This window comes from Nocardia brasiliensis IFM 10847 (genome assembly GCF_000710915.1).
Classification (GTDB): Bacteria; Actinomycetota; Actinomycetes; order Mycobacteriales; family Mycobacteriaceae; genus Nocardia; species Nocardia brasiliensis_A.
Genome location: NZ_BAUA01000002.1, coordinates 66541 through 88880, shown reverse-complemented (window position 1 = coordinate 88880; position 22340 = coordinate 66541). Strand labels below are relative to the sequence as shown.

Annotated in this window: 25 protein-coding genes; 9 read left to right on the top strand and 16 right to left on the bottom strand. The window is 67.9% G+C overall.

Translation table 11 applies throughout. The features are described 5' to 3' along the window. Positions 1-61 precede the first annotated feature (61 nt). Positions 62-1501, bottom strand: a complete 1440-nt coding sequence (locus tag NBRGI_RS00480) for an alpha/beta hydrolase (protein ID WP_051727379.1) — start codon at positions 1499-1501, stop codon at positions 62-64. Between the two features lie 71 nt (positions 1502-1572). Between NBRGI_RS00480 and NBRGI_RS00475 the strand changes: the two genes are divergently transcribed. The 3 genes from NBRGI_RS00475 (at position 1573) to NBRGI_RS00465 (ending at position 3972) form a co-directional block, all read left to right on the top strand. Then, positions 1573-2175 carry a TetR/AcrR family transcriptional regulator gene (locus NBRGI_RS00475; protein ID WP_029892247.1) on the top strand — a complete coding sequence of 201 codons (603 nt, stop codon included), beginning with the start codon at positions 1573-1575 and terminating at the stop codon, positions 2173-2175. Between the two features lie 444 nt (positions 2176-2619). Next, on the top strand, positions 2620-3156 hold the full coding sequence (locus NBRGI_RS00470) for a YdcF family protein (RefSeq protein ID WP_228836277.1): 537 nt from the start codon (positions 2620-2622) through the stop codon (positions 3154-3156). A 90-nt stretch (positions 3157-3246) separates the two neighbouring features. Continuing rightward, positions 3247-3972: a VIT1/CCC1 transporter family protein gene (locus NBRGI_RS00465; protein ID WP_029892245.1), complete on the top strand. Its 726-nt coding sequence runs from the start codon at positions 3247-3249 to the stop codon at positions 3970-3972. Between the two features lie 52 nt (positions 3973-4024). On the opposite strand, the gene NBRGI_RS00460 is transcribed toward NBRGI_RS00465, so the two are convergent. Continuing rightward, complete coding sequence (locus tag NBRGI_RS00460) at positions 4025-5227, bottom strand: alpha/beta hydrolase family protein (protein WP_029892244.1); 1203 nt, start codon at positions 5225-5227, stop codon at positions 4025-4027. Between the two features lie 109 nt (positions 5228-5336). Here NBRGI_RS00460 and NBRGI_RS00455 point away from each other — a divergent pair, with 109 nt between their 5' ends. Beyond that, on the top strand, positions 5337-5963 hold the full coding sequence (locus tag NBRGI_RS00455) for a TetR/AcrR family transcriptional regulator (protein ID WP_029892243.1): 627 nt from the start codon (positions 5337-5339) through the stop codon (positions 5961-5963). 61 nt (positions 5964-6024) lie between these two features. Here the strand turns inward: NBRGI_RS00455 and NBRGI_RS46010 are convergent, their stop codons facing one another. From NBRGI_RS46010 to NBRGI_RS44855, 3 genes are read right to left on the bottom strand one after another with little or no spacing between them, the layout of a single operon-like run. Continuing rightward, positions 6025-6198 carry a CsbD family protein gene (locus NBRGI_RS46010; protein ID WP_081877858.1) on the bottom strand — a complete coding sequence of 58 codons (174 nt, stop codon included), beginning with the start codon at positions 6196-6198 and terminating at the stop codon, positions 6025-6027. Positions 6199-6207: 9 nt separating this feature from the next. Then, complete coding sequence (locus tag NBRGI_RS48485) at positions 6208-6363, bottom strand: DUF6131 family protein (protein WP_014982167.1); 156 nt, start codon at positions 6361-6363, stop codon at positions 6208-6210. Between the two features lie 24 nt (positions 6364-6387). Next, positions 6388-6825 carry a hypothetical protein gene (locus NBRGI_RS44855; RefSeq protein WP_148310636.1) on the bottom strand — a complete coding sequence of 146 codons (438 nt, stop codon included), beginning with the start codon at positions 6823-6825 and terminating at the stop codon, positions 6388-6390. 166 nt (positions 6826-6991) lie between these two features. Here NBRGI_RS44855 and NBRGI_RS00435 point away from each other — a divergent pair, with 166 nt between their 5' ends. Continuing rightward, positions 6992-7183, top strand: a complete 192-nt coding sequence (locus tag NBRGI_RS00435) for a cation transporter (protein ID WP_029892241.1) — start codon at positions 6992-6994, stop codon at positions 7181-7183. A 50-nt stretch (positions 7184-7233) separates the two neighbouring features. On the opposite strand, the gene NBRGI_RS00430 is transcribed toward NBRGI_RS00435, so the two are convergent. Both NBRGI_RS00430 and NBRGI_RS00425 read right to left on the bottom strand, forming a co-directional pair. Continuing rightward, a complete protein-coding gene (locus tag NBRGI_RS00430) occupies positions 7234-8811 on the bottom strand; it encodes a Na+/H+ antiporter (RefSeq protein WP_029892240.1) in 1578 nt (525 codons plus the stop codon). Between the two features lie 184 nt (positions 8812-8995). Further along, a complete protein-coding gene (locus NBRGI_RS00425) occupies positions 8996-9994 on the bottom strand; it encodes a DUF418 domain-containing protein (RefSeq protein ID WP_029892239.1) in 999 nt (332 codons plus the stop codon). 121 nt (positions 9995-10115) lie between these two features. Between NBRGI_RS00425 and NBRGI_RS00420 the strand changes: the two genes are divergently transcribed. Both NBRGI_RS00420 and NBRGI_RS00415 read left to right on the top strand, forming a co-directional pair. Then, the gene (locus NBRGI_RS00420) at positions 10116-10562 is read left to right on the top strand and encodes a MarR family winged helix-turn-helix transcriptional regulator (protein ID WP_014982162.1); all 447 of its coding nucleotides are present in this window, start codon (positions 10116-10118) and stop codon (positions 10560-10562) included. Positions 10563-10593: 31 nt separating this feature from the next. Further along, a complete protein-coding gene (locus NBRGI_RS00415; protein WP_029892238.1) occupies positions 10594-10974 on the top strand; it encodes a DUF5313 family protein in 381 nt (126 codons plus the stop codon). 4 nt (positions 10975-10978) lie between these two features. On the opposite strand, the gene NBRGI_RS00410 is transcribed toward NBRGI_RS00415, so the two are convergent. Then, the gene (locus NBRGI_RS00410; RefSeq protein ID WP_029892237.1) at positions 10979-12208 is read right to left on the bottom strand and encodes a cytochrome P450; all 1230 of its coding nucleotides are present in this window, start codon (positions 12206-12208) and stop codon (positions 10979-10981) included. A 226-nt stretch (positions 12209-12434) separates the two neighbouring features. Here NBRGI_RS00410 and NBRGI_RS00405 point away from each other — a divergent pair, with 226 nt between their 5' ends. Both NBRGI_RS00405 and NBRGI_RS00400 read left to right on the top strand, forming a co-directional pair. Next, entirely contained in the window at positions 12435-12989 is a 555-nt protein-coding gene (locus tag NBRGI_RS00405) for a TetR/AcrR family transcriptional regulator (RefSeq protein WP_029892236.1), read from the top strand. A 402-nt stretch (positions 12990-13391) separates the two neighbouring features. Then, positions 13392-13679 carry a hypothetical protein gene (locus NBRGI_RS00400; protein WP_029892235.1) on the top strand — a complete coding sequence of 96 codons (288 nt, stop codon included), beginning with the start codon at positions 13392-13394 and terminating at the stop codon, positions 13677-13679. A gap of 155 nt (positions 13680-13834) precedes the next feature. On the opposite strand, the gene NBRGI_RS00395 is transcribed toward NBRGI_RS00400, so the two are convergent. From NBRGI_RS00395 to NBRGI_RS00355, 8 genes are all read right to left on the bottom strand, one after another. Then, positions 13835-14719: an aminoglycoside phosphotransferase family protein gene (locus NBRGI_RS00395; RefSeq protein ID WP_029892234.1), complete on the bottom strand. Its 885-nt coding sequence runs from the start codon at positions 14717-14719 to the stop codon at positions 13835-13837. 40 nt (positions 14720-14759) lie between these two features. Further along, positions 14760-15410, bottom strand: a complete 651-nt coding sequence (locus tag NBRGI_RS47925) for a hypothetical protein (protein ID WP_158439733.1) — start codon at positions 15408-15410, stop codon at positions 14760-14762. A 95-nt stretch (positions 15411-15505) separates the two neighbouring features. After that, positions 15506-16111 carry a hypothetical protein gene (locus tag NBRGI_RS00385; protein WP_029892232.1) on the bottom strand — a complete coding sequence of 202 codons (606 nt, stop codon included), beginning with the start codon at positions 16109-16111 and terminating at the stop codon, positions 15506-15508. A 14-nt stretch (positions 16112-16125) separates the two neighbouring features. Then, positions 16126-17082: an MlaD family protein gene (locus NBRGI_RS00380; protein WP_029892231.1), complete on the bottom strand. Its 957-nt coding sequence runs from the start codon at positions 17080-17082 to the stop codon at positions 16126-16128. After that, positions 17079-19292, bottom strand: a complete 2214-nt coding sequence (locus tag NBRGI_RS48885; RefSeq protein ID WP_235210799.1) for an MlaD family protein — start codon at positions 19290-19292, stop codon at positions 17079-17081. Before NBRGI_RS48885 ends, NBRGI_RS00380 begins: the two co-directional genes overlap by 4 nt. After that, positions 19292-20326 carry an MlaD family protein gene (locus tag NBRGI_RS00365; protein ID WP_029892229.1) on the bottom strand — a complete coding sequence of 345 codons (1035 nt, stop codon included), beginning with the start codon at positions 20324-20326 and terminating at the stop codon, positions 19292-19294. The genes NBRGI_RS48885 and NBRGI_RS00365 overlap by 1 nt, the downstream gene beginning before the upstream one ends. After that, the gene (locus NBRGI_RS00360) at positions 20314-21315 is read right to left on the bottom strand and encodes an MlaD family protein (RefSeq protein ID WP_029892228.1); all 1002 of its coding nucleotides are present in this window, start codon (positions 21313-21315) and stop codon (positions 20314-20316) included. The genes NBRGI_RS00365 and NBRGI_RS00360 overlap by 13 nt, the downstream gene beginning before the upstream one ends. After that, on the bottom strand, positions 21312-22337 hold the full coding sequence (locus NBRGI_RS00355; RefSeq protein WP_029892227.1) for an MlaD family protein: 1026 nt from the start codon (positions 22335-22337) through the stop codon (positions 21312-21314). Before NBRGI_RS00355 ends, NBRGI_RS00360 begins: the two co-directional genes overlap by 4 nt. Positions 22338-22340: the final 3 nt, after the last annotated feature.

Sequence of the window (22340 nt, the reverse complement as noted above, 5' to 3'; positions counted from 1 at the left end):
TGAGACGGGACACCCCGGCAGGCATCCGCACTCGGACCAAGCTGCCCGGCTCCGGCGAGGGTTACGGGCAGGTTGTTCCATGATCCGGTACGAGTCCGTCGCGCAGGTAGGCGTTCACCGTTCGGTCGACGCAGTCGTCTACTCCACCGTAGGCGCCGTGGCCGACGCCGTGGTAGGTGAGGAGGATGGCGGAGGGTAGGGCTTGGGCTAGTTCGGTTACCCAGGCAAGGGGGGCTTCTGGGTCACCTGTGTTGCCGATCAAAAGGATCGGGGGCGCGCCTGCGGCGTCCAGTGGGGCGCGGCCGACGCCGTGGACCGGCCAGTGGGCGCATTCGGCCAGCCGGAGGGCGGTGAGTTCGCCGAAACGTGGTGCTGCGGCGGCGAACTCGGGCAGGAGGGCGCGGACCTGGGCGACCGAGTAGACGTCCGGGTAGTCGGCGCAGTTCGCGGCGGTGTTGATGGAGGCGAAGTTGGAGCGGGTGCCGTCGGGGCGCAGGCCGGCGAAAAGGTCGGCGTAGCCGACGAGTTCGTCGCCGTTGCCGGAGATGGCCTGGGCGAGAGCGGTGATCAGGTGCGGCCACACCTCGGGGGCGGCGGCACCGAGACCCAGTCCGGCGGTCGCGACCGACCGGGTGAGCGGTGTACCCCGCCCGGTGGGCAGCGGCGCTATCGCCGTGCGGGCGAGGAAGTCGTCGACCCGACCCAGGGCCTCCTCCTCGGTCGCACCGAGTGGGCAATTCCCTTGGGCAACACAGAAAGCGAGGAAGTCGCGCAGTGCCGCCTCACTGCCCGCGGACTGATCGAGCAGGCTCTGCCGGAAGGTGCGCAACGGGGTGCCGGGCGCGTCGAGCAGCATGCGTCCGACCCGCTCCGGGAAGAGCGTGGCGTACGCGGCACCGAGTTGCCCGCCGTAGGAGACGCCGAGATAGTTGAGCCGGTCGTCACCCACCGCGGCCCGGACGAGATCGAGGTCGCGCGCAGAGTCGAACAAGCCGACGTGGGGCAGCAGGTCGCCCGAACCCGCGACGCACGACTCAGCGAATTGCTTGCTGCTCGCGTCGATCGCGGCCCACTCGGCGTCCGTACGCGGAACACGCTCGGGCAGTGCGGTTTCCGTGCAGACCACCGGGGTGCTCCGACCCACCCCGCGCGGATCCCAGGACACCAGGTCGTACCGATCCAACAGGGCGGAGAACCGGGCGGCCACGCCCCCAACGGTTTCCAGGCCGGAACCGCCGGGTCCGCCAGGGTTGTAGACCAACGAGCCGAGTCGCTTCGCGGGATCGGCGCTGCGGGTGCGGATCAACGCGAGTTCGATCGTGCCCGCACCGGGATCGCGATAGTCACGCGCGGCGGTGATCGTCGCGCATTCCCACTTCCGCCCGTTGTCCGCGCCGCCCTGACACGGCGACCACGCGGGCCCGGCCGGGCGGGACGGCGCCGCCGAACAGGCCCCGGCGGCGAGCGCCACGACCGCGAGTATCGCCCCGAACCACCGCATCACTGTTCTCCGCTTTCTCAGCACGACTGTATTGGTAATGAAATCTAGCACAGCTGTGCTACAAATACGAGGTGGCTCGAACCGTGGACCAGCAGGCGCACCAGCAGCGACGACACGCGATCGCCGAAGCGGCCTGGCGGGTGATCCAGCGCGACGGACTCGAGCACGCCTCGGTGCGCAAAGTCGCCACCGAGGCCGGGGTGTCGATGGGCAGCCTGCGGCACTACTTCTCGACGCAGTCCGAATTGCTCGCGTTTTCGCTCGGCATGGTCGGCGAGGGCATGATGGACCGGATCCGGCAGCTGGACCTGGCCGCCGACCCGGTCGACCGCGCGGCGCAGATCCTGCTGACCGGCCTGCTGCCGACCGGCCCGCGGCAACACACGGTGACCAAGGTCTGGCTGGCTTTCCTGGGTCGCGTGCTGACCGAGCCGACCTTGAGGCAGAGCAGCGACGAACTCTACGACGCCACAGCGGAACTCGTCGCCTGGGTGCTCGACGAACTCGCCGCGAGCGGAGTCCTGCGCGCCGGCCTCGATCTCGACCGGGAAGCCCAACGGCTCTACGTCTTCGTCGACGGCCTCACCGTGCAGGCCCTGATCCGCCCGGAAAAGGTTCCACCGGAACGCGTTCGGGAGCTGCTCCGCGAACACCTCGAGCAACTGTGCCGCTGAGCTGCGCGGGAAAGCCGAAGACGGAAACCAGCGGGGTCGCCGTAGGCGACGATCCGGCGGATGGCGTCCGGCGTGGTCGTCAAGACCGCAACGCCGAAAGCCCGGTAGTACCCCGGGCTTTCGCGCCGATACGCCACCGCGGCGGGCTGTCCGTTCGCGGCGCTCGGATACAGCACCCAGTCCCGAACAGAGGAATAACGATGACTGCTGGGCTCGACATCGTCCGCGCGCTCATCGATGCACCCCACGCGGCGATACTGGCGACCTCGAATGCCGACGGCCGCCCGCAATCCTCGGTGATCTTTGGCCGGGGCGACACCGCCGCCCGAGCCGGCTGCCGAGCGGTTGACCGTGCGGAGCACGCCGGAACGGGTGTACGCGTTCCCACCTGCGTGAGATCGGCAGGGGTCTGGCGTTTGGGTATCGTCTGCGGATGTGGCCGGCCTGCGACGAGCGGGGATCTTCTTCGGTGCCCTGCTCGCCCTCGTGGTCGTGATCGGGGCCGCGGGGTGGCCGGTGTACGTCCATCCGCAGATCGACCCGCTGCGGCGCGCCGATGCCATCGTGGTGCTCGGCGGCACGGCTTACGAACGTTTCGACGTCGGTTTGGAGCTGGCCGAGCGCGGATACGCACCCACGTTGTTGATCTCGCGCTCCACCGGCCCGGACGACCACGAGATGGACAGATACTGCGCGGCCCACTTCGAGTTCACCGTCAGCTGTTTCATTCCGGATCCGTGGACGACCGAGGGCGAGGCGCAGGAGATCCGGCGGCGCGCGCGGCAATTCGGTTGGCGGCACATCATCGTGGTGACCTACACGCCGCACGTCTCCCGGGCCCGCTACATCGTGCAGAAATGCTTCGACGGCGAGGTGACCATGGTGGCCAGTCCGAGCGCGTCGGGGTTGCGCTTCTGGGCCTGGATGTACCTGCGGCAGTCAGCGGGGTACCTGCGTGCGTTCCTGTCACCGGGTTGCTGAACCGAATTGCGCCCCCGCGCGCGGCTGGACCCTGTCTCGAACGGTGGACGCGCCGGACGGGACTTCGAGACTGGGCCTAGTCTTCGACGCATGACCGAAACCGCCGCCGCGGGACCGCACCCGCACGAACCCCACGCCGAAGGGCTGGCGTCCAAGCTGAACTGGTTGCGTGCCGGGGTGCTCGGCGCGAACGACGGGATCGTCTCCACCGCGGGCCTGGTGGTCGGCGTCGCGGCGGCGACCACCAGTACCGGCGCGATTTTCACCGCGGGCATCGCGGGCCTGTCGGCGGGCGCGATCTCGATGGCGGTCGGCGAATACGTGTCGGTCAGCACGCAACGCGATTCCGAGCGTGCGCTGCTCGCCAAGGAGCGGCGGGAACTGCGCGAGGAACCCGAGTACGAACTGGCGGAGCTGGTCGGGATCTACGAGGCCAAGGGCCTCTCGCCGGAGACGGCCCGCCAGGTCGCCGCGGAACTCACCGCGCACGACGCGTTCACGGCGCACGCCGAAGTCGAACTCGGCCTGGACCCCACCGAACTCACGAACCCTTGGCACGCGGCCCTCTCCTCGGCGGTGTCGTTCACCGTGGGCGCACTGCTGCCGCTGCTCGCGATCCTGCTGCCGCCGGTCCCCGTGCGTATACCGGTGACCTTCGCCGCGGTGATCGTCGCGCTGGCGCTCACCGGCTCGATCAGCGCACGCCTGGGCGGCAGTGCACCCGGTCGCGCGGTGCTGCGCGTGGTGCTCGGCGGTGCGCTGGCGATGGCCGTCACCTACGGCATCGGCCAGCTGGCGGACGTCGCGGGTATCTGAGTCTCGCTGTGGTACAGGCCATCTCGTCGCGAGCCGGCAGGAACTCGACCCGTCAGTACACCCCGAGCGTGCTGTCGAGCCAGTCGAAGATGCGCTGGTTGGTGAGCGTCATCGCGCCCATGTGGCAGTGCGCGCCCGCACCCTCGGCCTCGGTGCCGACGATCAGTTCCTTCGGGCAGGTGAGCGCCTTGTACACGCGCTGCGGCTCGCCACGGAAGAACAGATCGTTCTCGGCGTCGAGCACCAGCGTGGGACATTCGATGCGGTGCGCGATCCCGGCCAGCGTGTACGGCTTGGTCTTGCGGATGTAGTCGGCCGCCGATGTCGCACCGAAGGTCCAGATGCCGTTGCGCAGCGCCCAGCGCACGGTCGTGTCGTAGGCCATCATCAGCCCGGCGACCGCGAGCGCCTCGGCATCCTGATTCGATTCGATCCACTCGGTCAGAAACGGTGGCATCATGCGCACGTTCGACCCGTGGTAGTCGAAGAGTCCGTCGTTGAGCACGAGCGCCGCGAGGCGCTGCTCGAACGCCGCGGCGCGCGCGACCAGGTATCCGCCCAAGCTGTAGCCGTACAACGCGATTCGATCCGGATCGATCGCCGGGACGGTCCGCGCGAAGTCCACCACCGGCGTGATCACCGCCTCCCAATCATGCCGGAACGGCAGGCCCTGCTCGCGAATCACCTGTCCCTGCCCGGGGCCGTCGAAGGCGAGCACGTGGTAGCCGCGAGCGACCGCCGCGGCGGCGAGCACGAACCAGGATTCCTCCAGCGTGGAGTCGAAGCCGCTGTTGAAGATCACCGTCGGCCGCGGCTCGGCGGAATCATCGGCCAGATAGAGATAGCCGGGAAGTTCGGTGTCCTGGAACGGAATCGAGACCCGCCGCACCGGGGACTCGAACAATTCGGCTGCCTGCGCGAAAGTTTCGCGCGAGCGACGGGAAAGCTCCTGCGCCACCGCGTCACCGGCCGGGTTGTCCCGCAGGTAGAACTCGGCGGTGCGGTAGTAGTTCGAGGCCCGCAGCAGGGCCTCGCGCGCGCTCACCCGATGCCCCTTGGCCAGACAATCCGAGCCGATCGCGTGCACCCGCTCGGCGGTGGCCCGCCACTCGCGCAGCCAGGCCGACTCGTCGCCGTCGTCGATCCGGCGCACGGTCGCCAGCACCTCGCCGAGCTCGGCGCCGTCATGGCGGGCAAAGCCCGCCGACCGCAGTGTCTCGAAGTCGAACGATTCGTCGTCGAACAAGAATTTCATGGCTCTACCTCGATATATGCGTCGATACGGTTGCGTTTCGTCGTACGAGGGTCACGGTACGACGATCCACGACGAAACGCAACCGTGTCGTCGTTGCTATGCTGAGCCGATGACAGAGCCGACGACCGACCGCAGACGCGCCCCGGCCGGCGCCGCGGTGATGCAGCCACAGGTCACCGCGGCGATCACCCAGGCGGCGTTCACCGAGCTGGCCGAGCTCGGGTACGGGAAGTTGACGATGGAGGGCGTCGCGCGGCGCGCGGGCGTCAGCAAGCCGACGTTGTATCGGCGGTGGCCGACCAAGGAGCAGATGGTGCTCGCGCTCGTCGAACAGGTCGCGGTGGCCGCGGCCGACATTCCCGACACCGGATCGCTGCGCGGCGATCTACGCGCGTTCCTCGCAGCTACGGCCAGCGGATTCAGTCATCCGCTGGCGGCACGGATCATCCCAGACCTGCTCGCCGAGGGCGTTCGCACGCCCACCATCGCCGAAAGTCTGCAGTCGGTCGGCCACAGTCGCCGGGTGAAGGTCGGCGAGCTGCTGCACCGCGCCATCGAGCGTGGCGAATTGCCGGCGGATCTGGATCTCGAACTCGCCCTGGACTTGTGCATCGCTCCGCTCTTCTGGCGAAAGCTGTTGGGCGGCAATCCAACCGGTGACGAATATCTCGACAAGCTGGTGCACACGCTGATCACCGCGTTCACCGGTACGAGCGCCACCGACAAGAAGTCTTGACAGCGAAAGCGGCGAAGGCCGAGGGGTATGGTGCACCCCTCGGCCTTCGCCGGTGATCAGGTCAGCGCTTGAACGCGCTCCGTAATTTGTCCGCGGCCCGTTTCAGGTTGCCACGGGCCTGTTCTCGACGACCTTCGCCTTCCAGGCGCCGGTTTCCCGTGGCCCGGCCGACGATTTTCTTGACGTTGCCCCGGGCGGCCTGCACCTGGTGCGCGATCCTGTCTTCGAACTTCATGGTCTGCCCCTAGTAATACCAGCGACGACCACCGACGGGGCGGCCCACCGAGCCCGCGACCATCAGCACCAGGCCGACGATGAGGATGATGATTCCTGCGGTGGTGAGCAATCCGATTCCGAGCAGCCACCCGGCGATGAGGAGGATGAGTCCGAGAATAATCATTGTCGTATTTCCTTTTCTCTATGATTATTTCGACGTCGGCGCCTGCGCGCGGGGCGCGCTGCCGGCATGTACTGCGTCACCGGACGGAGCTGTGGCAGGTCTACGAGTGAACCGGCCCCAGACCGACTCGCGAGGCGGTTGCGCCGCGGGTTCGGTGGACGGACGCACGAGGGGCTCCTTACGAGCCGGAGGTGTGGTGTTGCCGAGATCGCGCCGCACCGCCGCGATTTCACGACGAGACTGCTTCAGCTCGCGCCGCGCCACCATGCTCCGGCGGGAAACCCGCCAAGCACCCGTCAGTACCAGGGCTAGTCCGATCGTCCCGATAGCGCCGAGAACGATGCCGTAGCCGAACAGCAAACCGCTGGAGCCGTGGAAATGGAAGTCGAAAACCGCGAAATCATCTGGCAGTAAATGACCTTCGCCGCTGTTCGCCACCACACCGGCGACGCCGACAGCCACCGCGGCAATCAGGACGACGAGCCCTATGATGATGATCATGACAATCCTGTTGCGTCGAGTTGTTTGACAACCCGGCTATTCCCTGGGCCGCGACAACCAAACGTAGGAAATCGAACTCGACTGCTCGACGGCGTTTGCCCGCCTCGATTCGGTCTATTCGAAGGACATGACCTACACGATCACCCTGCACAACGTTACACGCGAGTCCGCTTCGGCCATCGAATCCCAGCTGCGCGGCGTCAACGGTGTCGACTCCGTCGATATCGACGTTCCGTCGGAGACCGCCCTGGTGAACTCCTCACTCACCTACGGCGAAGTACTCGACGCGATCCGCCAGACCGGCGTCGCGGCAAGCTGATTCGATCTTGTTGCCCGCCTGCCGGTTCGGGCACACGTGAGACCCTTCGTTCAACGCCCGCCGAGATCGAGACGCCTGGTCACCCGGTCGACCAGATCCGGCGGCATCCCGGGCTCCCGGCGCGCGGCGAGCGCCTCGCGCCGGCCCGCTTCCACGACATCGTCGCGGATCGCACGTAACTTCTTGGCCACCTTCATGTTTCGCTCTGTCTCGGCTTTGGCGTCGGCGTCCGCCGCCTGCGGGTCGGCGCGTGCCATCCGCTGGCGCAGGCTGTCACGGAATCGCTCGTAATACTCTTCGGGCAGATTCTGCTCTGCCGCAATCTCTTTCAGGCGAGAAAGTTGCGCTTTGACGACTCGCTCCCAGAGTTGGCGTTCGAGTTCGCGTTCCCGCTTGGTGTCGGCGTGCACCCCGGTCAGGCGGACCACCAACGGCAGGGTCGGCCCCTGTAGCAACAGGGTGAACAGGACGACCACGAACGCGGTGAACAGTATCTCGGTCCGGCCGGGGAAGTCGGCGCCGTCGTCGGTGACGATCGGAATCGCCAGTGCCAGTGCCACGGTCGCCACCCCGCGCATACCGGCCCACCAGGTCACGATCGTCTCGCGCCAGGTGTAGGGCTCGTCGGCGTCGGCCTTGCGCCACCACGTGCGACCGAGGGCCCACGTGGTCAAGAGCCAGATCAATCGCAACCCGACGACGACCGAGACCACGGCGGCCGCGCCGCCGAGCAGGCGCGGCCAGTCGTCGCCGGTGACCTCCAGCACCGCACCGAGTTCCAGACCGATGAGCCCGAAGGCGAAGCCGCTCAACAGCATTTCGGCGATGTCCCAGAACGAGTCGCCCACCATGCGATAGTCCGGATCGCCGAACTCGGTGCCGGCGTCGGTCAGGTACAGCGCGCAGACGAGCACGGCGAGCACGCCGGAACCGTGCAACTGTTCGGCGAGCCCGTAGGCCGCGAACGGCAACAGCAGGCTCAGCGCCACCCGCCACGTCGCCTCGCCGAGATAGTCGGTCAGCTTGCTGCCCGCGACGCCGAGCACCAGGCCGACGAGGACGGCGACCACCGCCGAGACAACGAATTCCGCCGCCGCCCGCGGTGCGGAGAAGTGCCCGCTGACCACCGCCTGGATCGCGACACCGTAGAGCACGATCGCGGTGACGTCGTTGAAGAGTCCTTCGCCGCCGAGCACCACCACCAGACGCCGGGGCAGGCCGAGGCTGCCCGCCAGCGCGGTCGCGGCGACCGGATCAGGCGGTGCGACAAGCGCTCCCAACGCGAAGGCGGCCGCGATCGGCAGACCCGGATACCACGCGTGGAAGACCGCGGCCACCGCCGCCGCGGTCGCGATCACCAGGCCGACCGCACGCAACGCGATCGGTCCCCAGTTCTCCGCGAACTGCCGCCATGAGGTCCGTCGCGCCGCCGCGTACAGCAGCGGTGGCAGTACCAGCGGCAGGATCAGATCGGGCGCAACGTTGACCCGCGGTGCGAACGGCAACAGCGCGACCACACAGCCGAACACCGTCATCAGCACGGCCGAGGCGACGCCGATCCGGTTGGCCAGCGGCTCGGCGAGGATCGCGGCGAACAGGATGACCAATATCAACACCAGCTGGTCCATGACCGTCCAGTCTGCGACGCACCGGACAGGTTGACGCTCCGGCGCGCCGTACCGCCGCGATCCCGCTGCCGGCACACCGACTCGTCCTACCGACTGCCGCCCCCACCCGACCACCGAGAAACACTGCCGCACAGTGCGAGAGGATGACCACGTGACGGACTTGTCGCTGGTGCGTCTGGGCTGATCACCATTGTCGGCTCGGGTCGGGTGCTCGCCGCGCCGGCACCAGCTCCCACCAGGTGACGCAGCGCCACAACCATTCCAGCGGCCCATAGCGGAACAGTTTCAGCCAGCCCCAGCTGAACACCGCTTGGACCGCGATGATCGCGACCGCCAGGCCCAGCAGCAGGGCGTACCGGTTCGACCCGGTCAGTCCGATGCGCGGCGCGATCAGCAAGACCAGCGCCGTCGCGGACACGTAGTTGGTGAGCGCCATCCGGCCGAGGGGTTCGAGCACCTCCGAGACGACCTCGCCGATCTCGGTGCGCAGCACCAGCAGCAACCCGGTCAGATACGCGAGCGCGCCGAACAACCCCGCGACGGACGGAATGTTGCTGGCCAGCAGGTCCAGATACGGAATGCGGAACTCCCACACGGCCGTCGCCACGGCTGCGGGCAGGGCGAGCGCGAACGCCACCGCAAGCTGCCCGCCGCGCTCGTCGAGCGTGTCGGCGATCCCGTAGCGGGCGGTCGCGAGGCCGAGCAGGAACAGGCCGGGCACCAGGCCGAAACCGCCCCCGAGCGCCACCGCGACACCCACCGCCACCAGTCCGAGCAGCAAAACCAGCCAATCCGGCAGGCTTGCGGCGGGCAACAGGATCACCAGCCCGACGATCGCGTACGGCAGCAGGGCCTCGCCGGGTTGGAATTGATGATGGACGAACCCGAGCACGCCGAGGGCGAGCAAGCGACGGATCAGCACCAGTCGAGGACGATCGGTGCGCGCCGCGGCGCTCTCCAGGAACAGCGCGAAGCTCAGTCCGAACAGGAACGAGAAGATCGGAAAGAACCGTCCTTCGAACAGGATCGACAGGACGTGCCGCAGCGGCACCATCTCGCCGGGCGCCTTCACCGCGGTCATGTCGGTGAGCTGCCAGATGTTGACGACCAGGATCCCGCACAGGGCGAATCCGCGCACGGCATCGAGTTCGTGGATGCGTAGTCGGCCGGGGTCGTTGTGCATGCGTCTCAAATTAACCACCGCACCCGCGAGAACCGTGCATCCGCGGACGAGATGTCGCCCACATACTTCATGCACTAACTGTTCATGCGTTAACCTTAGGACGAGCCCACGAGGAGGACAGATGGAGATCGAGGATCCGCTACAGCTCGATCGGCAGGTGTGCTTCGCGCTGGCCGTGGCCAATCGCGCGGTGCTCGCCGTCTATCGGCCGCTGCTCGAACCGCTCGGGCTCACCCATCCGCAATATCTGGTGATGCTCGCGCTGTGGGGCGAGGCGCCGATGTCGGTCAAAGCGATCGCCGAGGCGATCCAGTTGGATTCACCGACCCTGTCGCCACTGCTCAAGCGGTTGGAGAACGCCGGGCTGATCAGCCGGGAACGCGACAGCCGCGACGAACGCAACCTCGTCGTGAACCTCACCCCGGCCGGGGTCGCCCTGCGCGAGCAGGCCCTGCGGATTCCGCCCGCCGTCGTCGAGCGGCTCGGCGTGACCCTGACCGACCTCGAGGAACTCCGTGACGTACTCAACCGTGTCAACGCCGCGGCCCGTCGCGCCGTGCCCGCCTAGTTCGACCCGACCGCCTGCGAGGAGTTCGCGCATGTCCCGAGAACAGCGACGGCCCAACCCGATTCAGTGGCTCGGCTACGCCTTCGGGCGCCGCCTGCCCGATTCGATGATCGACTGGGTGCGCCGTGACCTCACCGGAAAGCACGCGGTCGCAAGGCATCTGGTGCGCGGGCTGATCCCGTTCACCCCGCTGTTCGCGGTCTTCCTGCTCTTCCCCGGGGAGCTGTGGCTGCGCGGGTCGATGGTGTTGCTCGCACTGCTGCTGGCCCTGTTCTACACGGTGGCCTTCATGCCGATGAACCGGGCACACCGGTTGGCCAAGCACGGATTACCGGCCGATCTGGAGAACCCGGAACGGGCCCGCCGCCGCGCCGAGGAACGCGCGCGCTACGCCGCCCAGCATCCACACTGAGCGCTCACGGCGCTGCGCAGCTCAGTTCCAGACGCTGCTGCCGCCGCACGAAGATGCTCGGAAACCATTGCGCCGCATCGGGGCTCGGGCTCAGTTCGAATGAGCTGGTGCGCTCCAGCAAAGTCCCGAGGGCGATCCGCGCCTCCAATCGGGCCAGCGCCGCGCCGACACAGAAGTGCGTGCCCTTGCCGAACGCGAGGTGGCTGCGTGGGGCGGCTCGGTTCAGCCGGGCCTCGTCCGGCGCGTCGAACGCCGCCGGGTCACGATTGGCGGCACCCCACAGCAGCAGCACATGGCTGCCCGCGGGCAACGCGGCCCCACCCAGTGCGGTGTCGGTGACCACGTGCCGGTGATGCGCCCGGAACGGGGACTCCAGCCGCAGCGCCTCCTCCAAGAACGGCTCCAGCAGCCGCGGTTCGTCCCGGACCTGCTGCTGGAGAGCAGGATCTGTAGCCAGCAGCCGCGCCGCGTTGCCGATCAGACCGGCACTGGATTCACCGCCCGCGCCGACCAGTTGCACCAGGATCAGTACCGCGACCGACGAGGTCAATTCGCCTGCGGCGCAGGCGCGGACCAGATCACCGAGGAGGTCGTCGCCCGGCTCGGACCGCGCGCGGTCGAACTGCTGGTGCAGGTAGCCCGCGAGTTCGACGGAGGCGGTCACGGTCGCGCCGAGCTGATCCGGCGCCCGCAGGCCGCCGAGCAGTTCGGTGCTGGCATAGCCCCAGCGGACGAGTCGCTCGATGTCGTTGTCCGGCAATCCGATCAGCGCCGCGACCAGAGTCATCGGCAGGCGATCGGCCACCGCACCGGCCCACTCGATTCGCCCGTCGCGAAAGCCGTGCTCCCACAACCGTGCCATGGTGGCCACGACGGTGGGTTCCAGGGCGCGGATCCGTTTCGCCACCAACGTCGGCAGCACCAGCTTGCGGTGCCACTGATGTGTCGGCTCGTCACTGGTGGCGAGCACGTGCACGGCATTGCCGCCGCCGTCGAGATCGAAGACCGCCGGGTGACCGTCCGGCGCGCGCACCAGGGCTGCGGTCAGGTGCGAGGAGAACTCGGCAGTCCGGGCGGCGGCCTCGGCCACCAGATCGGACCGGCTCACCAGCGCGAACCCCGTGTCGGCGAGGCAGTGCACGGGCAGTCCCGCACGCAAGGCGGCGTAGAGCGGATACGGGTCGTTCAACAGCGCTGGATCGAAGAAGTCCAGCCGATCCGTGGTGTCCGGCATCGTCGCCGCCCCTTCCTGCTGCCGACAACTGTTTCCGCACAACAGGTTTCGCGCCGGCGCCGACGAAGTCAACCCTTCCGCGAAAGTGAGACAGCCCAGGTTCGTCCAGGGCCACCCGGTGTCTCAACGCCCGCGTTGAGCAGCGGTTTACCGGGCAAATCCGCCATGTTTGTCGCACGCTGAGACAAAATAGTTCGACCGTATCTCGACCGAATCGGGGTTTCCGATGACCGGACAACCGGACTGGCTCGCCGGCGGCGAGCGTCGCGAACTCGCCGTGGCCCGCATTCACGCGGCCGCGACGACCCTGATCACCCGCGACGGCATGGCACGGTTGACCATCGACCGAGTCGCCGCCCAGGCGGGCTGTTCGCGCGCGACGGTGTACCGGTATGTGGGCGGCAAGTCCGCGCTGCGCGAGGCCGTGCTCGCCGCCGCCACCGCGCGCATCGCGCACACCATCGAGCGGTCGGTGACGACGCTGACCGGCGCCGAGCGCGTCGCCGAAGCGATACTCACCGCCTTGACCGCAGTACGCGCCGACCCCGTGGCCGCGGCATTCCTGCGGACCGCCGACCCGCGCGAGGTCGATCGGTTCCTGGCAAGCAACCCGCGCCTGGCCACGGCCGCGACGACGGTCACCGGCGCGGCGGCCGCCGACCCCGCCGCCGGCCAGTGGATCGTGCGGGTGGTGCTGTCACTGTTGTTCTGGCCCGCCCACCCTGCCGCCACGGAACGTGCGCTGGTCGAACGCTTTGTCGTGCCCATCTTCGCCCCATAGCCACCGCCTCACCCCAACGCCCACGGCGCGATATCTCGCACCGCCCGGTATTTGTCGTCTGCGAAGTCGCCCAGCGCGGGGATCCCTCGCCATCGTTGGGCAAACTCTTTGGCGAGGGCTGGGACGCTGCGCGACCAGGTTGCGACCCGGGGTCCCTCGTAGTTGACGAGCTGCTCAGCAAACTGGTCCGGAACGACAATCACCTTCTCAGCGTCTCAGCACTGTCCATCTATTTTCGCCGGATGCGAGGGACGCAGAGACAGCGGTTGTCAGCTGAGAGAGTCGTTGGAGGGATTGCCGTCGTGACGCGATCGGGCGAGAGTTACCCCGCGTTGACGACTTCGTGTCCGGACGCACGATTATCACGATGGTCGAGCGTGTCTCCTAACCAAAGGGATCCTTATGAGCGGTGACAATGACAACGAAACACCGGTCCGTATCGCCGGTAAGACCTTCACCCGAGGGCTCCCGCCCCTGGACCCCGACTTGATCGCACAGGCCACGGCCATGTCCGCCGAGATGGACCGCGAGCGAGCCGCGACAGCTGGTCCGAAACCCTCGGAGCCTGCCACGGCACTGCCGGAGCGATTCCACGATGACTGCATCGGTACCGAATACGAGCCGTGGTACCGCGACCTCCAGGCCAAGCGCGCCCGGGAGCGCCAGCAGCACAACGACTCCGGGGAGTAGCCCCGACCTTTTCATTACCGCCACGGCGAAGCTGACGACTACGTCCCCGGGCGATGCTTCACCCGCCCGACGAGACCGTCGCTACAGCCCGATGCCGTGCCGGACGTTGTCGGCCCAGCGGTCGATGACCTGCACGTACTTGCGGTGTCGATAGGTCAGCGGAGGGCCCAGGGGGCGATGGCTTGGACTGAGGGGTAGCCGGGGTCGGTGCAGTCTTGTTCCTCGGCGAACCAGAGCCAGTTCCTGGCGCACTGCACGAGGGTCCAGGCGCGGGCGCGGTCGGGGTCGAGGCCCGCGATGTCGACCAGGGCGGCGAAGCGGTCGTCGAGGGTTGATTCGGTGCGGCGACTCCACAGCAGCGAGAGCGTGCTGAACTCCAGATCGCCCGCGAGCGGCTGCGGATCGATGACCAGCCACGGTTCCCGTTGGGCGGCAAGGACATTCTCGAAGTGCAGGTCCTCGTTCACGAGCAGCCGATCCGCGGTGGGTCCCAGCTGGGTGCACGCCTCGATGGCGGCGTCGAGCAGTTTGCGTGAATACGGCGCGCCGAGACGCGCCCACTCGCGGGGCAACTCTTCGGCCCACCCCGCCGCTTCCACCCGCAGATCACGCGAAATGCCTTGGGGCGCTGGGACGGCGAGCCTGCGCATGAGTTCGGCGGTGATCCGTACCGCGTCGTCGATGGGCTCGGTTTCGAGGGACCGGTCCGCGGTCAATCGTTCGAGCAGGAGCACACCGTCGGCGGCGGCGCTGTCGAGCAACAGGACCGCTCCGTCGCCGCCCCAGGCGGCGAGAGCGACCGGTTCGTCCCTGGTCTCCGGCGTCAGGTAGTTGAGTTTGAGCACGGCCGCGGCACCGTCGGCGCGCCGGACCGGCAGCACCAGCCCGCCGTAACCGTGCATCGACGGTCCGTCGAAGGTGAGCTGCCAGCGATCGGCGTAACGCGCGGCCAGATCGGGCAGGGCATCGAGCCAGGCACGCGCGGGCGCGCCCTCCTGTCCGGCGAGGCGAGTGGCGAAGGATTCGGGAACGACGGTCACCTGTCGAGCATCCCAGCCGTGTCGATCGGTTTTCGGGCTGTCAGCGCACAGCGGGTACCGGTGGCGGCGGCGGAAATCCCGGCAGTGGTGGGAAGAGCGGCGCCGGGGCGGGCGGCGGCTCGGGCGCGGGCGGCGGTTCGGGGGCGGGCGGCGGCTCCGGCGCAGGGGGTGGGGCAGGCGCGACCGGTGGAGCGGGCACGACCGGCGGAGCGGGGACCGGTGGCGGCGCCGGATCGCCGCCTTGTTCCTGCGGGATGCAGATCCAGCGCCCGTCGGGACCCAAGCCCCACTGCGCGACGATCCCGTCGTGGGAACAGTCGTCGCCCACCCGGTGCGGGTCACGACCCTGTCCCTGCGGGACACACATCCACTGCCCCTCGCGCAGATCCCACCGCGCGACGATGCCGCCGGCGGAGCAGTCGTCGCCGATCCTGCGCGCCGGTTGCGGCACCACCGGCGGCGGGCTCGGTGACTGCAAGGTAGCGGGCAACCGGCTCACCGTGATGGTCGGCGTCGGGCTCGTCTTGGTGGACGTCCGGGCCGTCGTCGAACCCGGCTTGTGGTCCGCGGCGTCCCCGTTCGACCGCAACAACAGACCGACCGCGACCACCAGCGCGAGCACTGCGGCGATCACGGCCGCGATGGCCAGCATGCGGGAATTGTCGCCGCGCCCGCCTTCAGGTGTCGCCATCGAAACCGCCTTCACTGCTGGGACAGGAAATACCGGTACGAATGCACAGCTGATCCGAACGGGAGGTTACCCGAGATTTGCTGAATGAATCAGCATTACTGCTTGGGCAGCGCGCCCGCCACTCCGCCGACGTCGGCGACCTTCCAACCGTTGTTCGGGTCGACGTTCACCGTGTAGGTGACGGTGGTCTGCGCCCCGTCGGGGGTCTGGGCGCTGGTCGAGGTGACGTTCAGGAAGACGTTGACCTTGTAGATCCCGTTGTCGGTGTTCATCACCTTGGCGGTGATCGGGGTCGAGGTGGAGGTCCACTTCAGCGGCACCAGGATGTCCTGCAGCTTCGGCGCGGTCGCGTCGAATTTGTTGGCCAGCTGCGGGGTGGTGTTGGTCTTGAGCTTGGCGACCCAGGAGTTCACGTCCTGGAAGTTGATGTTGGAGGCGCCGACCGCGTAGTCGGTGGCGACCTGTTCGGCGTGCTGGTTCGCCGCGGCCGCGGCGTCGCGATCGCTGAGCTCACCGCGCGCGGAGAACCACAGCGAGGCGAACACGACGGTCGCGGCGCCGAGCCCCACCAGCGCGGCGCCGGTCGCGATGGTGGACAGGCGGATCGAGACGGTCCGCGCGTCCCTGGCCGGCGCGGGCGCGGCCGCGGTGTCCTTGTCCTCGGTTGCCGGTTTCGGTTCGGTCACAACGTCGTTCGACATCGCGGCCTCCTTTCCTACTTGATCGCGACCCGCACCTTGACGGCGCCGTCGGCGTCGACATCGGCGAGGGCCTGGGAGATCAGGGCTGAGATATCGATCCGCGGCGCGGCCGCGACGATCGCGTCGACCAGGGGACGCAGCACCGGAGCCAGCGAACTCAACTCCGGCTGCAGCTCCCGCAACGTGGCGATGGTCTTTTCCGTGAACGGTGCGACCCCGTTGCCGGTGGTGTACTGGTCGATCGGCTGACCGTCGACCATGGTGCCCACGTGATCGACCAGGTTGCTCACCGCCTCGGCGAATTTCAGCCACTCGGGCGCGGCGGCGCTGAACGACGGGCCGACCCAGTCCATGTCGGTCGCCGTGCTCTGCAAACTGTTGAGCAGCGAGACGATCTGCGGGTTACGGCTCATGACGGCCGCGGCGAGCAGATCACCGGAGCGGGCCAGATTGGGAATCGCGCTGTCGGTGCCGGCCAGCGACTGTTCCGCCGTGCTCACCAGCGAGCTGACCACCTTGGGATCGAGCTGGTTCAAGGTCCGGGTGGCCAGCCGGGCGACCTCCGGAATCGACAGCGGCGTCTGCACATTGGTGGTCTGCAGCTGCTGGCCGTCCCGGATGTACGGACCGCCCTCGGAATTCGGCCGGAACTCGACGTAGGGCTCACCGAGCGCGGAGAGATGTTCGATGGTGACCGTGCTGTCGGTGGGCACCCGGCGCTCGGCGACGAGCTTCAGCCCCACCTCGACGCCGCCGATGCTGTTGGTCACCGATTCGACGCGACCCACCTCCATGCCGGTGAGCAGCACCGGCGAGCCGACGGCGAGCCCACCGGAATTCTTCAGCACCATCGTCGCCTTCGTGTAGTCGGCCAGCGGATCGACCTGCACCACACCGAAGGTCAGGTAGCCCGCGCCGAGCACGACGATGGCGGCGATGCCGCCCAGGGAGGCAAGTGGCCCGAGTTTCATCGGACGACTCCGATCATGCGTAGCGTCTGGATGATCCGGTCCGTCTGGTCCTGGGCCGAAACCACAGTCGCGCCTTCGGTTTTCACCCCAACGATGTTCATCTTCGGACCGCGCTCGACGAACGGGATGACCTTGTCGCGCAGCAGCGAAACCAGCGCTTGCAGATTCGACGGCTGACTCAGGTCCAGTGGCCGGGCCGAGGCCAGCAACGGCAGGAATGCCTGCACCGTGCCGTCGGCATTGTTCAGCAGCGGAGCCAGCCAGGTGAGCGAGGTGCCGATCGGACCGAGCTCTTTGAAGATCTTGGTCACGCCGACGATGGACGGCGCGATGCCGGTGAGCTGATCCACCGATTCCTGGGACAGCAATTCGGCGAGTTCGGGCCGGATCTTGTGCAGGACAGTCGAATTGTTGTCGATACCGTCGAGCAGCGAATCGAGTTCATCCAGATGATTGCCCAGGTCGACAGCGTCGTCGGCCATGGTCTTGCCGATCTGTGCGGTGCGGGCTGTGTCCTTGGGCAGCACATCGTTGAGCTGCTTGATGGTGTCCTGCACCTGCTGCACCGCCCCGCCTTGGGTGAACGTGGCCAGCGCGGCCATCGTGTCCTCCAGTTGCACCGGCGGTTTCGTCTGCGCCAGCCCGATGGTGCCGCCCTCGGGCAGCAGCTTGTCGAAGCCGTTCGTCGGGGTGAGCAGCGCGAGATGGATATCGCCGAGCACCGTGTTCTGCCGCAGCTCGGCGCGCGTGGCCTCGGGCAGCCGCACCGACTTCGAGATCCGGGCGTCGACCACCACATAGCCGCCGCGGCCACCCGCTGCGGCCGAATCCACCACCGACACTCCGGAAACCGTGCCGACCTGCGCGCCGTTGGCCATGATCTTGGCCCGGGCAGGCAGATTCAGCACGTTCTCGAACTGGATCCGGATCTGGTAGGTCGCACCGGACACCTCGGCCCCCGGCACGGGCACCGACGAGGGGTCGAAAGCGCAGCCCGAGGCGGGCAGCGCCACGGCGAGCACTACGGCGACACCGGTCGCGAAATGGGCTCCACGTCTGCGGCGTTCGTGGTCGCCACGTTGGAACGAGAGGACCCACCGGCCTGTTTCGTCGCGCCGAAGCTTCATCGCACACCCGCCGATCCGAAGATAAGGGCCGCCAGATCGAGCTTCGCCAAGCCGCCGTCGGCCGTGCACTGCCCCGGCGCCAGCGCGTTCACCGCGGCGCAGACCTGATCCGCGTGCTCCTGTGGAATGGCGACCTTCGGTGGGGCGGTAAGCGATTCCGGCGGTGCCCACCGCGCGGAACGCGTCGGTCAGCACCGGCGTCATCGACACGACCTGGGCCAGCGAGCCGACCCGTGCCCGCAGGAACTTCACCAGCGGCACCGTGAAATCGAGCGCCTTCGTCAGCGGCCCGCCGAAGGCCATGGTGAGGTCGTTCAGCACCGGAAGCAGCGCCGCCAGACCGTCCACCACTTCGGCGCCCGGCTCCAGCAGGGTCGTGCGCGCGATGACGAGTACCGGTGCCAACCGGGTGAACATGGATTCGATATCGCCCCAATGCTCTTCGACCTTCTTGCCGACCGAGGAGAAGGCGTCGAAAACACCGACCAGGTGCGCGATATCGGCATCCGGCGAGGCCATGGCGCCGCTCAGCTGCTTGATGATCTCGTTGACCTGCGGCCCGGTTCCCGCGGTGGCCGCGTTCAGTTGCGCCAAGCCGTTGGCCAGCGCGTCCGGCGTCTTGGCATCCGGGCCCGAGATCTCGGCGGACAGCTTCGCGACCGCGTTCAGCGTCTCGGTGACGCTCTTGGGCGTCATCGTCTTGGTGATGCACTGGCCGGGATTCCAGCGCGCGGTGTCCTTTCCGCTGGACACCACGGCCAGCTGCCGCGCGGCGACGATGCTGTCGGCCAGCGTGGTGGCGCCCGCGTCGGCGTAGACCGGCTTGTCGGCCTCGACCGCGAACTCCACCTTCATCGCTTTACCTTGCGGGACAATGGATGTCACCGTGCCGACCGGGATACCGCGCATGGTCACCTGGTTACCGGTGTAGAGGCCGACGGTGTCCGGCATGATCGCGCAGTAGCTCTCGGTCTTCTTCAGTGGATCGAAGGCGACGAAATAGGCGACCACGACGAGCAGCACCGCGACGGCCGCACCCGAGACCGACATGAACGCGCGGGAACCGAGGATCTTGTGCAGCATCAGCAGTCCTTCCCCGGCACCGGCACGCACACCCGCGCGAGCGCGTCCGCGGGCGCGGTGATCGTCTGACCGGACTGATCGACACGCAGGCCGTCCTCCGGGATGGCCAGCGCGGACACCTTCTGCTGCATGTCCTGCACGGAGCCGACGACCGGATCCAGCCGGTTCAACAGCTCCTCCATCCGGGGCAGCACGTCGAAGAGCTCCTGCAGCTTCGGCTTCGCCGCCGCATAGGTGGGTGCGATCGCCGCGGCCTTGCCCAGCACCTGGTTCAACAGCCGGATGGCTTCGCTCAGCTCGGCACGCTTGGACAGCACCAGATCCTCCAGGAGGTTGGTGGCCTGCACCAGCCGGCCCAGTGAGCTCTTGGCACCGTCGTACATGGTCGTGTACTCGTCGGCGTTCGCGATCGCCTTGGAGATCATCACGTGCTGGCGATTCAGGTCGTCGACGAAGCTGTTGAGGCTGTCCAGCGTGGTGCGCAGGGTGTCGGGCGCCTGCGCGACCGACGTGCCCAGCGCGGCCAGGTTGCGGCGCAGGGTATCGCCGTCGATCTTGCGCAGCGGCTCGGCCGCGTCCTGGAATGTCTGCACCAGACTGTACGGCAGCCGGACCCGATCGGTCGGGATGTGCTTGCTGCCCAACGGTTTCGAACCGGACGGGAACAGCGCCACGTAGTTGCCGCCGACGATGGTCAGCATGCGCACGTCCAGCGTGGACTGGTCGCCGACGAACACCTCGGAGTCGACGGTGAACCGCATGGTCACCCGATCCGGCTGCAGCTCCAGTGATTTCACCGTGCCGACGCTGATCCCGGCGACCCGGACGTCGTCACCGACCTTCACCGACTGCGCCTCGGCCAGGTCTGCCGTGTAGGTCTTTTTGCCGAACGGGACCACATACAGCACGCCCACCGTGACGGCGAGGATCGCGACCAGCACCACCCCGATCAGACCGAGCCGGATCTCACGCCGTGTCGTCTCCGCCTCGCCGACCACCCGGCGGGCCGGGAAAAGCCTGCTCACCCAGCGCATACCGCCACCTGCTGTCCTGCGATCAAGACGCCGAGCACCTGCGGCACGTCGGCCTGTCCTTTGGAACACTGCGGCTTCCAGCCCGCCGCACCGGATTTCGGAATGGCCGCGTCGAAACCGGCGAGCAGGCCGGGGAGTTTGTCGAACACTTCGAGGGCCTGCTGCGGATCCGGAAAGATCTGCTGGATCAACGCGTTCACGTCGTCGGGGGTCCGCAGACCGAGCGCGTCGAACAGGTTGTTCAGCGGCCCCAGCACCGAGGGCGCGGACGCCGCGAAGTCGGCCAGTCCGTTCATGTTGGCTTGCAGACCGGAGATGATGTCGGCGAGGCGGGCCAGGATCGGCACCATGTAGTGCATTTTTCCGCCCGCGACATCGTGCAGGTCGGACAGATTCTGCAGCACCACGTCGATCACCTGCTGGCGGTCCTTGACGTGCGCCGCGAGCTTGTCGATCGCCTCGAGCGCGGGCCCGATCCCGTTGCCGTCTCCCTCGATGAGCGCGACCATGCTCGCGCTGAACTGGTTGATCTCCTCCGGCGAAATGGTCGCCAGTACCGGTTTCAGGCCGTTGAACATGCTGGTCACGTCGAACGAGGGCACCGTGCGATCGACACCGACGGCGGCACCGCTCGCCAGGCGCTTGCCCGGTTGCGGTTGCTGCTGTAGATCGATATAGCGCTGGCCGGTGAGGTTCTGGTAACGGATGGCCAGCTTCGAGTTGTCATAAAGGGGCGCATCGGTTTTCAGCGACAGCTGGACCCGGGCCTGCGTGCCGGTGAGCGAGATGCCCTCGACCTTGCCGACCTGCACGCCGTACATGCGCACGTCGTCGCCGACCTTGAGGCCGTTGGCGTCGGTGAACAGCGCGGCGTGCGGTTCGGTGGGACCCGAGACCGGGCGCTTGATCGCCGTGCAGACGACGATGAGCACCGCGATCATCACCACGGCGAACACGCCGAGCCGCCACGCGGCGGCACCCACCTTCATCGGGCACCTCCCAGCAGCGGCGCCAGCACCGGCATGCCGCTCACATCTATCTCGGTGTTCAGGACCGGCCCGTTCGGGGTGTCGGGCATCGCCGCACGCAGACGCCGCAACAGTTCGGTGAGTTCAGCGCCGGACCGCGTCGGCTGCGGCACCATCTGCGTCAGCAGCGCCAGCACCGGACCGAGCATGTCGGTGACGCCGGAAAGGCCGTCGCCCGCCGCCGCGCCGAGCCCCGCGATGTCCGGCAGCAGCCGATCGGTGTGCATCCGCACGCCCGCGTCGAAGGATTCCCGATTGGTTTGCAGCCGTGGGTTGTTGCGCAGCACGTACACCATCAGTTCGTTGGCGCCCGCGAAATCGCCCGCGCCGTAGAACGCCGGGCCGAGCGCGCCCGCCAGCTGCGAGGGCGGCATCCGCTGGGTGTCGGTGACGATCTGGGCCACCTGGATGATCGCCTGCGCGAGCGGGGTGAACGCCTTCATGTCCCGCGAAACCTGGTCGATCACCGTGGCCACCTGCGGAGTGAGCACCGAGTCGCCGGTCTGCGACAGGCTGCGCAGCATGCTGCCCATCGTCGCGTCGAACACCGCGTCGGTCCGTGCGCCGGTCAGATCGATCACGCTGTCGTCACGCAGGGCCGAGCCGCCCGACCCGCGCCGCAGCCCGATCTCGCTGATGCCGAACAGGTTGGCCGGCGCGTAGTCGACCAGCAGGCTGTCGTCCAGGCCGTGCAGTTGCGCGCTGTTCAACCGCAGCGTGATCCGCTGCGTGCCGCGCTCGTCCGGCGCGATCGCCTCGACCGTGCCGACCTGCACGCCGTCCAGCCGCACCGGGGTGCCCGCGAGTACCCCGTCACCGATCTGCTCGGTATGCAACGTGATCTGTAAGCCGTTGTCGGAGCGCAGCTCTCGATACAGCACGACGGTCGCGAGCACGGCGACGAGCACCACGAAGGCGACCATGCCGAGCAACCGGGTACTGCGCTGGTCGACCGCCACTCCGGGCATTCCGTACTTAGGCATCGG